At 54.6% G+C, this 11106-nt stretch carries 13 protein-coding genes; 3 read left to right on the forward strand and 10 right to left on the reverse strand.

Going from position 1 to position 11106, the window contains the following annotated elements; genetic code table 11:
* Nucleotides 1-65 precede the first annotated feature (65 nt).
* From ACWVCN_RS11305 to ACWVCN_RS11325, 5 genes are all read right to left on the reverse strand, one after another.
* Nucleotides 66-527: a hypothetical protein gene (locus ACWVCN_RS11305; RefSeq protein ID WP_455245824.1), complete on the reverse strand. Its 462-nt coding sequence runs from the start codon at nucleotides 525-527 to the stop codon at nucleotides 66-68.
* Nucleotides 524-955, reverse strand: a complete 432-nt coding sequence (locus tag ACWVCN_RS11310; protein WP_455245825.1) for a cupredoxin domain-containing protein — start codon at nucleotides 953-955, stop codon at nucleotides 524-526. The genes ACWVCN_RS11305 and ACWVCN_RS11310 overlap by 4 nt, the downstream gene beginning before the upstream one ends.
* A 185-nt stretch (nucleotides 956-1140) precedes the next feature.
* Nucleotides 1141-1851, reverse strand: a complete 711-nt coding sequence (locus ACWVCN_RS11315) for a response regulator transcription factor (protein ID WP_455245827.1) — start codon at nucleotides 1849-1851, stop codon at nucleotides 1141-1143.
* Entirely contained in the window at nucleotides 1848-3272 is a 1425-nt protein-coding gene (locus tag ACWVCN_RS11320; protein ID WP_455245829.1) for an ATP-binding protein, read from the reverse strand. The genes ACWVCN_RS11315 and ACWVCN_RS11320 overlap by 4 nt, the downstream gene beginning before the upstream one ends.
* Nucleotides 3273-3622: 350 nt before the next feature.
* The gene (locus tag ACWVCN_RS11325) at nucleotides 3623-3745 is read right to left on the reverse strand and encodes a hypothetical protein (protein ID WP_455245830.1); all 123 of its coding nucleotides are present in this window, start codon (nucleotides 3743-3745) and stop codon (nucleotides 3623-3625) included.
* Between the two features lie 284 nt (nucleotides 3746-4029).
* Here ACWVCN_RS11325 and ACWVCN_RS11330 point away from each other — a divergent pair, with 284 nt between their 5' ends.
* Entirely contained in the window at nucleotides 4030-4755 is a 726-nt protein-coding gene (locus ACWVCN_RS11330; protein WP_455245831.1) for a tetratricopeptide repeat protein, read from the forward strand.
* Nucleotides 4756-4770: 15 nt separating this feature from the next.
* Here the strand turns inward: ACWVCN_RS11330 and ACWVCN_RS11335 are convergent, their stop codons facing one another.
* Together ACWVCN_RS11335 and ACWVCN_RS11340 are read right to left on the reverse strand one after the other, a co-directional pair.
* Nucleotides 4771-5346 carry a hypothetical protein gene (locus tag ACWVCN_RS11335; RefSeq protein ID WP_455245833.1) on the reverse strand — a complete coding sequence of 192 codons (576 nt, stop codon included), beginning with the start codon at nucleotides 5344-5346 and terminating at the stop codon, nucleotides 4771-4773.
* A 167-nt stretch (nucleotides 5347-5513) separates the two neighbouring features.
* Nucleotides 5514-6197: a Slp family lipoprotein gene (locus ACWVCN_RS11340; protein WP_455245834.1), complete on the reverse strand. Its 684-nt coding sequence runs from the start codon at nucleotides 6195-6197 to the stop codon at nucleotides 5514-5516.
* A 136-nt stretch (nucleotides 6198-6333) separates the two neighbouring features.
* Between ACWVCN_RS11340 and ACWVCN_RS11345 the strand changes: the two genes are divergently transcribed.
* A complete protein-coding gene (locus tag ACWVCN_RS11345) occupies nucleotides 6334-6879 on the forward strand; it encodes a hypothetical protein (RefSeq protein WP_455245835.1) in 546 nt (181 codons plus the stop codon).
* Between the two features lie 97 nt (nucleotides 6880-6976).
* Here the strand turns inward: ACWVCN_RS11345 and ACWVCN_RS11350 are convergent, their stop codons facing one another.
* The 3 genes from ACWVCN_RS11350 to ACWVCN_RS11360 form a co-directional block, all read right to left on the reverse strand.
* Nucleotides 6977-7534, reverse strand: a complete 558-nt coding sequence (locus ACWVCN_RS11350; RefSeq protein WP_455245836.1) for an acyloxyacyl hydrolase — start codon at nucleotides 7532-7534, stop codon at nucleotides 6977-6979.
* Between the two features lie 422 nt (nucleotides 7535-7956).
* Nucleotides 7957-8871 carry an AEC family transporter gene (locus ACWVCN_RS11355; protein ID WP_455245838.1) on the reverse strand — a complete coding sequence of 305 codons (915 nt, stop codon included), beginning with the start codon at nucleotides 8869-8871 and terminating at the stop codon, nucleotides 7957-7959.
* A gap of 52 nt (nucleotides 8872-8923) precedes the next feature.
* A complete protein-coding gene (locus ACWVCN_RS11360) occupies nucleotides 8924-9769 on the reverse strand; it encodes a CBS domain-containing protein (protein ID WP_455245839.1) in 846 nt (281 codons plus the stop codon).
* A gap of 210 nt (nucleotides 9770-9979) precedes the next feature.
* Between ACWVCN_RS11360 and ACWVCN_RS11365 the strand changes: the two genes are divergently transcribed.
* Entirely contained in the window at nucleotides 9980-10993 is a 1014-nt protein-coding gene (locus ACWVCN_RS11365; RefSeq protein WP_455245840.1) for a methyltransferase, read from the forward strand.
* The last annotated feature ends 113 nt before the right edge of the window (nucleotides 10994-11106 follow it).

The raw sequence follows: 11106 nt of genomic DNA on the forward strand, positions 1-11106 counted from the left end.
CGATGACGCTATAGCCAATCGCTTCAAGCCGGTCTTTCAAGCCTTCACAGATGTGTGGATCGTTATCAATAATCAGAAGCCGTCTGCCCATTCGTTTCCCCCTTGACCGACGAACGATGAACTTTTTCAACAGTGTAGGTGAAGCCATGTCGATGCAGCGCAATGGATCCCTTGCGACTCAGCCCGCGGATGGTGAGAAAGATTTGGCTCCAACTGAGATCCGTTACGCGTTCCAGAATCTCTTCGATCGGAAGGGAAGATGAGCCATGGAGTACCGTCATGATTGTGCATTCGTGATGCGAGCAATCGGGCAGAGGGACTTGGGGGCGATACTCTATCGGCGCGTGCTTTTCCTTGTGTTCGCTAAGGTGGATTGGGTGGATTGATGAAGGGGGATGGGTATGTTCTTCATGAGCCTGCCGTTTTTTATCGGGGAAGCGATTGCGGATGGTGACGGAATCGATCATCTCTCCGCAGGTGACGCATTCCCAGGCGCGAGATGATGAAGGCGTTGCATCAGGCATCATCGAATCTCTTGCACTGCGGAGGCAAGGTTTCCCTGCCCTTTTGGTGGTGAGTCCACCACAACTACGGTGCCCCGCATTACGGGATGCATTTCGCAATGGTAGTGATATGTCCCGGGGGACAGCAGGTGAATAGAAAAGGTGCCGTCCGGCTTCACCGCGCCGGAGTCGAATGCGCAAGCGCCGAAATTGAGACATCCATCGTGCCGAATACTGTGTGGCGACGGTGTGGGGTTCACCCAGGTAATGACGGCTCCGACTGGTACGACAGCAACCTGTGGCACGTAATAAGGAGCGCTGCCTTCAAGAACGATTGGAAGGGGTGCCGAATGCGTTTCTGCCAGAGGCTTATGGTTCGGGGCAGCGAGTGAAGGTGATGCGAATGCAATCAAGAGAGCGAATGCGAACATGATCGATTTGTTCAGACTCATGGTTGGCCTCCTCTCTCTGATAGGAGTTTGTGCGTAATGCTAGTGTAAGAAATCTGGCCGTAAGGACTCGATGTGGCAAACAAGAGGACTGTATAAAGAACGCATAAAGATTAATGTCATGAGGTCAATTCGGCAGAAATGGCCGGCTGCCAACGACCGAAAACTGATGCAGAGAGTATGGCAGGCTATGGCAAAGTTTCGTCGGGAGGCTCGGCGCAGAATCGGTATCCGACACCGGGATCGGTCAATATAAAACGAGGGCGGGTAGGATCCTTTTCGAGTTTTTTCCTCAACTGGCCTACGAACACCCGCAAATATTGGGCTTGATCGACATAGGCCTGCCCCCATACTTCCTGGAGAAGCATCCGATGCGTGAGCACTTTTCCTGAATGTTCGATCATGTATTTCAGCAGGTCATACTCGGTCGGTGTTAACCTGATTGGAATACCGTCCAGAGTGACTTCCCTACGATCAAAATTCACACTGAGCCCGCCTGCGGTAAACACGGGTTTGGAATTGCGGGCACCTGCAGCTCTTCGCAACAACGAATGAATGCGTGCAAACAATTCATCCATGCCGAACGGTTTGGTCATGTAATCGTCCGCGCCCATCTCCAGGGCTTCGACCTTTTGAGCCTCCTCGCCCAACGCGGAGAGAACGATGATGGGAACCGCGGAAAGTTCCCGGACACGACGTACGACCTCAACTCCTCCCATTCCGGGTAGAAGCAGATCCAGGATGATCACATCAGGGCGCCGGTTACTGAGCGCGGCGATGGCCGATTCGCCGGTTACAGCCGTCTCGACTGCATAGCCTCTGCTTTCCAGATTTACCTGAAGAGAACGCCGAATCTGGGCTTCATCGTCGACAACCAGAATTCGCGCACCTTGACTCACGAGACCCTCCCGGCTGTGTCGGGGCGCGAAAGCGCGGGCGCGTAATCCGGCGAACTTTTTAGTGGCAAGGTAACCAGGAATGAGGTCTCTTCGCCGGGAATCGAATCTACGACGATCTGGCCGCCATGGGCTTCGACGATACTTTTGCAAATTGCCAGCCCTAGCCCGGTTCCTGGAATGGCGGAAGCACCATCTGCTCGTCCTCTGTAGAAGCGTTCAAATATACGCTCCTTGTCCTGCTCCGGCACGCCTTCACCCCTGTTCGAGATGCGTAGAGTCAGCTTGTCTCCAGAGAGTCCCGCGTAGAGATGAATAGGGGTATCTGGCGAAGAAAACTTTATGGCGTTATCAAGGAGATTGACCAGAACCTGCTGTATTTGGACCTCGTCGACGTAGACAGGCGGGAGGTCCTTGTCGAGATGAATGTCGAGTGTCCGGCCGTTTAGCAGTACCTGAACCCGACGGATGGCTCCTTCCACCAGCTCCTCGACCACATTCCATTCGCGATGGAGTATCAAAGATCCGGCTTCCAGGCGTGACATGTCCAAGAGATTTCCCACGAGTCGATTCAAATAATCCAATTCCCGGTCGATGCTTGTAAGAAATTCTCTGCGCACAGTGCCTGGCAAAGAATCTCCGCGATCCTGGAGGCTGAACAACATCGTTTTAATCGCCGTGAGAGGCGTCCGTAACTCATGCGAAACGGAGGATAAAATAGCGGACTTTACTGCGTCTCTCTGTCGCAACGCCGCCATCGTCGATGCCTGGCTCTTTTTCAATTCGCCTTCCACTCGGAGGAATCGCCAGGTTTCCAGCGTCGCCAGAATGATGACCAGGGGAACCACGATTATTTCCCATCGGATGAGCGTCTGAACATTCTCCTCGGAGTGGCGTGCCAGCAAGATCACAGCATCGTTCGCAAGTTCCAGCAAATCCCCATTCTCCGCGAGCAGGATGTCCCGAGCTTTGCGGGTCTTTGTATCCTGTTCCGGCATCGTGAGGAATGCATCGGCGTTGGCAAAGAGGACATCCATGAGTTGTTGCTGCTTCAACAGGCTCTGTCTGATTTCGTCGGTTGGAGCCGGAGGAAGAGAGACCGTCCCGCCTCGACTGACATGGGCGACGATTGGTCCCCCATGGATCAAAGCGTGAATCCGCTCTTTCAGCGCGGCGCGGGTATGTTGATAGTCCACAGGTGTTCCTCTGGAGACAAGGAGAACCTCCTTCATATGGCGCTCCAGCAGCATGCGTTGCCGGCCCGCCATATCGATGACGAGTCCATCGGAATCATGAATGTGGATGACGGTCATAGTGAGCAGCAAGATGGCGAGTGCGGACAGGATCAGAAGACCCAAAATCCCGATAACGGTCCAGTTCAGCTGGTGCGATTCGACTGAGGGACGGGATGTTGGTGCAATCATAAAGACCCTCCGCCAAATGAATCATACCAACGGAATGATTAGCAACACTAGACGGAGAGCCGTGTATCTTAATTCCTCAAAGGGCATCTCATGCCATAGCAAGGCGGCAGAAGATAATCGGTTGATGAAGAGGGTGAGATGGTTTTTCGACAGCTGAGTCAGAAAGAGGGCAATTTACAGCGAAGAATTCAAATACGTCGATGCACGTGTTAACGGCTAAGATTGCCGAGAGACCTTCAAACCCAATCGGGCTTGCACCGAAAATCTGCGTTGCCCGGTCGGTAAGGTCTGAAACGCCTTCGATTGATGAAACAAGCGGCCTGGTGAAGAGTGCGGCGCTGTTTGGAAAGTTAGCGTCGATGGCGGCTTGTTCGGCGATGCGTCATCTTTTCGCGGATGACCGAGCCGATCAGGAAAGCGGGAATGGCCAGAAGAAAGAGATACCATGCCGCCCACAATGTCACGTCATGCATGATCGCTCCCTCCTTTCTCGATCTCATGTGTATCGCAATGGTCATACCAAGGATGAGAGCACCAGGAACACGATAAATTTCGCCAAGAAATTGTGTGGATGGCACAGGCTTTTGCTAGGGATTGAGTCGAACGATTGTTTTCGCAGAGGCCTACAACACACAAGCGTAACAAAAACCACACGAACTGTGATCGTAATTTACAGCGGCCAGGCTATGGATACACTATTTACGTTCAAAACCTGTGTGATGGGAACGGTTGACTCAAGAGGTGGAAGATCAGTAGCGTGTCCAGCGTAGCAGTGCCTTGTTGCATCAGTGATTGGGAGGTGCTGGTGCTGCCAATCTTGGTTCTCCTCTGCCTTGCTGTAGGGTTCATCGCCCCGGGATTGGCTGGCTCGCCTCAACAGCCGTCTTCGGCGGCCGGATCGAGCCTCGAGCCGGAGTTTGCCCAATTGCGTGCGAAACTTGGTTCATTACCGGAGTATAGCGGAACGGATGCGGCATCGAAGTTCAAATTGGCAGAAGAGCTGGCACGTCGAGGGGACATGCATGGGGCCATCGAAAACTATCGGGCTTCGATCCATCTCGAGCCTGATTGGGCGGACCCGTATCGTGGATTAGGGCAGGTATTGCTTGATCAGCATGATTATGCCGATGCCGTTCAGTCGTTGCAGGCCAGCATTCGGCTCGGTCGGGACGATCATCAGGTCTTCTATTGGCTTGGGCGTGCTTTCATGGGGAATGGGGATCTTCCCGCCGCGGCGCTGGCGTTGGTGCGAGCCACCGAGCTTCAATCCGATGATGCCGAATCGTTCGCGGATCTCGGACTCGTGCGTATGGCGCAAGGAGATCTTGGCGGGGCGACCCAGGCCTTGACCAGATCGATTCAGTTGAAGCCTGAATATGCGGAGGCTCATCGACTCCAGGAAATTCTTGCCAAGCATGGGAAAGATCAAGATGCCGTGACAAAAGCAGCGCAGTCCATCCTCCACGATCTCTTCGCACGATAGGCATCTCTGTCGAACTCACGGTGTCCAATCAGGTCGAGCATCCGATGCCGATAAGACAATGGCCTTGATGTAAAGTTCATCACCATCCGGCTGCTCCCAGCTTTTGAGCCACATCTGATGGAGTTCGCGCACTTCGATGGAGCCGAGCAGTATCCACCCCGGGTCGGCCGGCAATTCCCCCTTCACACAGGTTTTTGCGCAGAGGTTGATCCAAGGATGTCCCGGCTCACCGCTGCCGAATGCCCAGACGAAATAGCTGCCTTCGGGCAGGCGCGACGTGGCGCGAATTGGCGAAACGCCGGGCAATGGCTGCCGGTTCATCACGACGCGATCGGCTATCTCGCGTGGCACCCCGCACGTCTCCCCCTTTGCATAGACCCAGAGGGTGTACTCCCCTGAACTGGCTTTACAACCTTCGAACGCGACGTCTGTTCCACCTCTCCACTCAGAGGCACGAAACACCTGGGTGAGCGGAGTTGAAGGTGATTCGCTTCCGTGGGAGAAATGAAAAAGGACATGCTGCACAAGTAATGATACAGCGATGAGAGAGATGACGCGTCCAACGGAGAATTTTCGGAGCGGCAGCCGCATGAATATTTGTAACGAATGTGCGGGAGGCAGGTCAATGCGGTGAACACAGGCCAGCTCTCCTAACGTCGTAGGAATTTCTGCCCATCCAATGATGGTTTTAAGAAGAAGTCATCAGGACCGACAGAAGGCTTGTGCTCATGAGTGTCTCCGAGGAAGTGCTATGTTCTCTATCGTTTCCTGAATTGCGGAGGAATTCTGCTCGGCGGCGGCGGTGGTGGAGGAGGGGGAGGTAGCGGTCGTTGAATGATCACGGGCGGATACGGAGCCCAATAGGGGTAGGGGGCATAGGGGCCCCACCAGTAGGGATATGGATAAAAATAGGAAGGACCGTAATAGACCGGATCACTCTGAGCCCCGTACTGCGATGCGACGGTATTCCAATCAATGAAGTGCCTGATTGCGATGACCGGGTAGGTGTATTCGCTTTCGTCGAGCGGCCTTTTGATCTTTCCGGTCACTTCGCCGACGATAGTTAACGGAGTGCCTGGCGCAACAATTGCCGGATCCAGGAAAGTGCTCTGTGTCGCGAGAAATCGTCCGCGTGATTGGATGCGTTCGTTGGTATTCGGAGGACCCGATCGGGCGGGCAACTCCAAGAGTTCGATTTCGGTTTGTGATGCGGTACGTTTGGACGAGAGGACCAGGCCGCTGAACATGACTACGCGGCCGATATATTGATCGGGCGCGGCCACAAGGGCGGGGAAATCGATGGACGTATCGATCTGTTGTTCAAGCTCCTTTGGGATAAGGCTTTGTTCAGCATCTTGCCGGGTTTGATGCGCAGATTCGGCACAGGCTGTCAGCATCAGTGTGCTGCCGAGCAAAGCATTCATGATGGGCCACTGAGTCATATTTATCTCGCCATTATACCAAGGAAAGCCCTTGATTGTTTTATGCGAGGGGCGCAGAATTTTAACGAAGCAATTCGAATAGAAACCTAGGAGTAGTCTTGGAGCGCTGTCTTTGGTAGACCGCAAGGAGGGCTAGATGACTAACATAAGGGGTTTTATCCTTTTTGTTTCTGCCTTGATTGCAGCCTCTGCGCTGACTATCTTCCCGCCCGCGGTTCTTGCGTTAACCCAAGTCCTGCCGGAAGCGGTTATTGAAGCCGACGAGGAGAGCTTCAACGAGTTGATCGGTACGTTTGATCGTGCCCAGGAAGCTATTCGTGCGAGGGATGTAGACGGGGTGATGGCCCTGTATGCGTCGAACTACCAGTATCACGGGTTAAAAAAGGAAGACATACGAAATATCTGGGCTGATTTATTCGCTCGCTATGACCTGATTGCCAACATCCATACCTTCTCAGCCGTTAAGGTCATGAAGAAAGATAAAGAAGTGACGGCCGAAATCATTTGTACAGGAGCTGTGTGGGCCAACTCGAAAGAAACCAAACAACGGATTCCCATCGATAGTTGGCACCAAGAGGTCCACAGGCTGGTGAGGGAGAAAGATGGCTGGCGAATCGTGGGGAACCTTGGCGGGGATAAAGCCGTGAGGAAGTTTGGCACTGCTCCGCATCCGCTTTTCTGATGCGCTCCGGGACGGGTCTTCGACGAACGGGTGTCATCGGAACAACAAGATCAACAGAATCCAGGAGCGGGGTCTTGGAAGAAGGAGGCTGACCGGTTCAGAATCGATAGTTCAATTCGAGCATATGCATGTCCACACCAAGGCTGGTTGGTCCATATGCTCCCGCGTCGGAGAAATGCTGAAAGCGGTAGCCCGCGTAAAATCCAGGAATAAGATTCAGACCGATGCCGCCGGTGCCTACGATCTGAGCAGGGCCTCCGAAGTCTTGAGAGCCATACCTATAATTGCTGAAAAATGCGGCACCGCCTCCAAAATCGACGGAGATCATTTCTTCCGGACTACTGATAGCGAGGCAAGGTACCACCGTAACCATGAGGCCGGTGTCTGCTGCCGCAGCGAGTTGTCCTGCCGAAGAGAGGAGCCTCATATCCAACTTTGCACCGCTCGTTCTTTCGCGCCATCCCCAAGGAAGTCCAAAAAGCGCGACAACGTCATACTGTTGAAAATATTCCCGCTGGTCTCTCCCGAAGGGGGAGCGACCACTCAAACCTAGCCTCGGGCCTACGCGAATCAAGGTAATAGGCCGACTCGGCTCATTGTGAAAACCGGACCTGCCAAAGCCGTCGACGGGAGGTTCGGTCAAGATGATGGCCATAGGTTCTGCCCGAGCGGGGGAAGCAGCCATGATGCAGAGAAGTACCACTGTTAGAGTGAGACATATCCAAGAGTTTGTCGCAGCGATCATCAGAAGACCTTTATGTTTCCAGGCTGGTGAATTTCGAGCCGGCTATTAGGGATGGCGTCAACCTGGGACTTTGGAGGGATCAACACTGTCAGCCTTCTACGCGGGGGAACCATTTCCTTTTTCTAGAGCATTCGCCGTGCCGTGATATCACCTGCAGCCTTTTGCGGGAAATTCCTCATGGCCCTGGGCACTTGTGTGAACGGGGGAAAAAGGGGGAGAAGTGCGGGTGGCTTGTTAACGGCCAAAAATGTCCAGCCGGAGCAATAACAGGCGCGGAGGTGTCTCACTTTTAAGGGGCTTCACCAGAAGGTCAGTGGAGAGTCAGACTTGCTTTACCCGACCAGCACGAGGGCCAGGCGAGGAAGCCACGGAAGGATGCCCACACCCAGGCAGATCGAAAGGGCCACGATTGAGGCGACCAGTTCCTCATCAAGGCGGGTTTCGGCCGCGAAGATGACCGCCGTCACCGCCGACGGCATCCCGGAGACGAGCAGCACCACGACTCGCTCGATTCCCTCTAATGCCAACAGAGAGACCGCAACAAATCCGAGTAGGAAGCCACCACCCATTCTGAGAACGACGGCGAGCGGTGCGAGAGGGAAGGTTCTTCGGACCGCTCCAAGACTGATTGACAAACCCAACACTAAGCTAGCGAGGGGTGTTGTCGTGAGATGTAGAGGCATGAGCAGCTCGCGCAACCAATAAGGCAAGCGGAGACCGAAGAGTTTCACGGTGAGAATTCCGGCAAGCGCCCACAGTGGCGGAGAAGTCAGAAACCGTTTCACGGCGACGTCTGGCGTGCCAGAATCCGCCCCATGCCATACAGCCAGGGCATAGAGAAGGGTGAGAGTCAGTGTGGTCTGACCGAGATCAAAGAGGATCGCCTGGGCCAGTCCTTCATCACCAAGAGTCGCCAGGATAACGGGAAAGGCGAAGTACACGGAGTTAATGCAACCGGTTGCCAGCAGAAATCCCCCTCGCGTCTGACGGGGAAGCTGCAGCAGTCTTGCAAGCTGCCATGCAATGAAGACCATTGGAAGCGTGATGAGACAGGCTGTCAATGGAATCTTCCAGGCTGTCGGCGCAAACTGCACACCATCCAATGAAACCAGGATCGTGGCGGGCAGGCTGAACGAAAAGACGAACCAGGCGAGCCGTTCAGCATGGGATTTGTCGAGAAGGTTGAAGAACCGGAGAAGGACGCCGGCGGTGAAGATGATGATGAAGGCGATGAGAGTGGCGGGCATTGGATAATTCAGGCAGGGAGGTTCGAGCCAGGTCGATCCTGGCTCTCGTGTTTTACCCTCGTCGCAGAAATCCCGGTCGGTCTCTGGCCGCCACCATCTTGACCAAGTCGCGGATGGAAATCACTCCGACGATCTTCTGGTGCTGTGAAACCACGAGGTGGCGCACATGATGCTTAGTCATGATTTCGCACGCATCGCGAATTGATCGGTTGATATCGACATCGACCAGCGGATAATTCAGCAGAGAGCCTGCCGGCGTTTTTGCGGGGTCAAGCCGTGTCGCGAGGGCTTTTCTGACGATGTCCGATTCGGTAACGATTCCGACGATCTCGCCCGCCTCCGTAACGAAGACCGAGCCGATTCGTTTCTCCTTCATCATGCGGGCGGCAGTTGAGACGGTATCCCTGGTATCAAGTGTTTCAATAGCCCGTTGCATCAGGACCGTGAGGGGTTGATACACATCGTTCAAGGCCTGGACGGCTCCTGACGCGGCATCCACGTAATATTTTGCCAGATCCCGGACCGAGATGACGCCACCGATTTCCGTTCCGTCCGAGACACCGAGGTGCCGGACTTGATAAGTCTGCATCAGATGGCTGGCGTCGATCATCAATTGGTCCGGTGCAATCGTCAGCAACGGTTGGCTCATGATGTCGCTTAGAGGCGTACGGTCCGGCTCCTGTCCCTGTGCGAGTACCTTCGTGATGAGATCCGTTTCCGTAACGATCCCGGCAAGCCGGCAATCCCGTTGTTCGCGATCGAGCGCTTCGACGAATACAGATCCGATGCGCTGATCGCGCATCCGTTCCGCTGCCTTGAGAGCGGTCGCGTCCTGGGGAAGGATCTCCAGCTGTCGATGCATGTAGGTGCTGACGGGCGGCCCGGCGGTATCGGTCATGCTTTCTCCTTTTGTCAACGAGTCCGGCCGGCTCGTGTCTGCATAGTGAGACGTAAGATGTATGCGCCTCAGAATAGTGGGCCGATCGTGGGCAGTCAATAGCAGAACGAAAGCAGTTTGAAGAGAAGGGAAACGGCAGGCAATGGCTTGACAGCAGTCGGGAGCGGACGTAGCCTTGTTGCCACTCTACCCAATGAAAGGAGCCCTGACGTGGCCGCACGACGATTATCACCGGCGAAGATCATGGAGCTCGGTCTCGGATTTTGGGGATCCAAAACGCTGCTCAGCGCGATTGAACTCGGACTTTTTACGGAGTTGGCAAAAGGACCTCTGACGAAGGAGGCATTGACCGCCAGGCTGAACTTGCATAGCCGAAGCGCACAAGACTTCTTCGACGCGCTCGTGGCACTCGGAATGTTGAAGCGCGCCGGCACGCGGTATGCCAATACACCCGAGACTGCGCTGTTCCTTGATCGAAACAAGCCCTCCTATGTCGGCGGGATGCTCGAGATGTCCAATGCACGTCTCTATCGGTTCTGGGGCTCGCTGACCGAAGGGCTCCGTACAGGCAAACCGCAGAACGAAGCCAAGACGGGAGAAGATTTCTTCGGTGCACTCTATGCCGACCCGCAACGGTTGGAGGGATTTCTGAAGGCTATGACCGGTCTCAGCATCGGCGCCGGGCGCGCGATCGCAAAGAAATTTTCCTGGAAAAAGTACAGGACCTTCGCGGATGTCGGCTGTGCGCAAGGCGGCGTGGCTGTAGAAGTTGCGCTCGCGCATAAACATCTCACCGGCTACGGGATGGACCTGCCGGTGGTCCAACCCGTGTTCGAAGCCTATGCCCAGGCAAAAGGAGTGGCTCCTCGTGTGAAATTTCACCATGGCGATTTTTTCAAGGACTCGCTTCCAAAGGTTGATGTGATCATCATGGGACACATCCTGCACGATTGGAATCTGGACGAAAAGATGATGCTCCTTCGCAAGGCCTACGATGCCTTGCCGGCCGATGGAGCGGTGATCGTCCACGAAGCACTCATCGACGATGCCCGCAAGAAGCACGCGTTTGGTTTGCTCATGAGCCTCAACATGCTCATCGAAACACACGGCGGTTTCGACTTTACCGGCGCTGACTGCCGAGGATGGATGAAAGAGGTCGGGTTCAAGCGGACCCGTGTGGAGCGACTGGCAGGGCCGGACGGGATGGTGGTGGGTTTTAAGTAAGACAATAGCGGAGTGTTTCCTCGAGGCTTTCCATGAAATCACCAATAAAGGCATCAGAGTTCTGGTGGAAGCAGCTCGACCGCCGGCAGTTGTTAAAAACCCTCGGTGTCGCC

The organism is Petrachloros mirabilis, from assembly GCF_975968855.1.

Coding starts and splice junctions, on each gene's coding strand:
- ACWVCN_RS11345 (WP_455245835.1), top strand. CDS start 6,334: ATGACTAACATAAGGGGTTTTATCCTTTTTGTTTCTGCCTTGATTGCA.
- ACWVCN_RS11320 (WP_455245829.1), bottom strand. CDS start 3,272: ATGATTGCACCAACATCCCGTCCCTCAGTCGAATCGCACCAGCTGAAC.
- ACWVCN_RS11310 (WP_455245825.1), bottom strand. CDS start 955: ATGAGTCTGAACAAATCGATCATGTTCGCATTCGCTCTCTTGATTGCA.
- ACWVCN_RS11350 (WP_455245836.1), bottom strand. CDS start 7,534: ATGGCCATCATCTTGACCGAACCTCCCGTCGACGGCTTTGGCAGGTCC.
- ACWVCN_RS11340 (WP_455245834.1), bottom strand. CDS start 6,197: ATGACTCAGTGGCCCATCATGAATGCTTTGCTCGGCAGCACACTGATG.
- ACWVCN_RS11335 (WP_455245833.1), bottom strand. CDS start 5,346: ATGCGGCTGCCGCTCCGAAAATTCTCCGTTGGACGCGTCATCTCTCTC.
- ACWVCN_RS11355 (WP_455245838.1), bottom strand. CDS start 8,871: ATGCCCGCCACTCTCATCGCCTTCATCATCATCTTCACCGCCGGCGTC.
- ACWVCN_RS11305 (WP_455245824.1), bottom strand. CDS start 527: ATGATGCCTGATGCAACGCCTTCATCATCTCGCGCCTGGGAATGCGTC.
- ACWVCN_RS11360 (WP_455245839.1), bottom strand. CDS start 9,769: ATGACCGATACCGCCGGGCCGCCCGTCAGCACCTACATGCATCGACAG.
- ACWVCN_RS11325 (WP_455245830.1), bottom strand. CDS start 3,745: ATGCATGACGTGACATTGTGGGCGGCATGGTATCTCTTTCTTCTGGCC.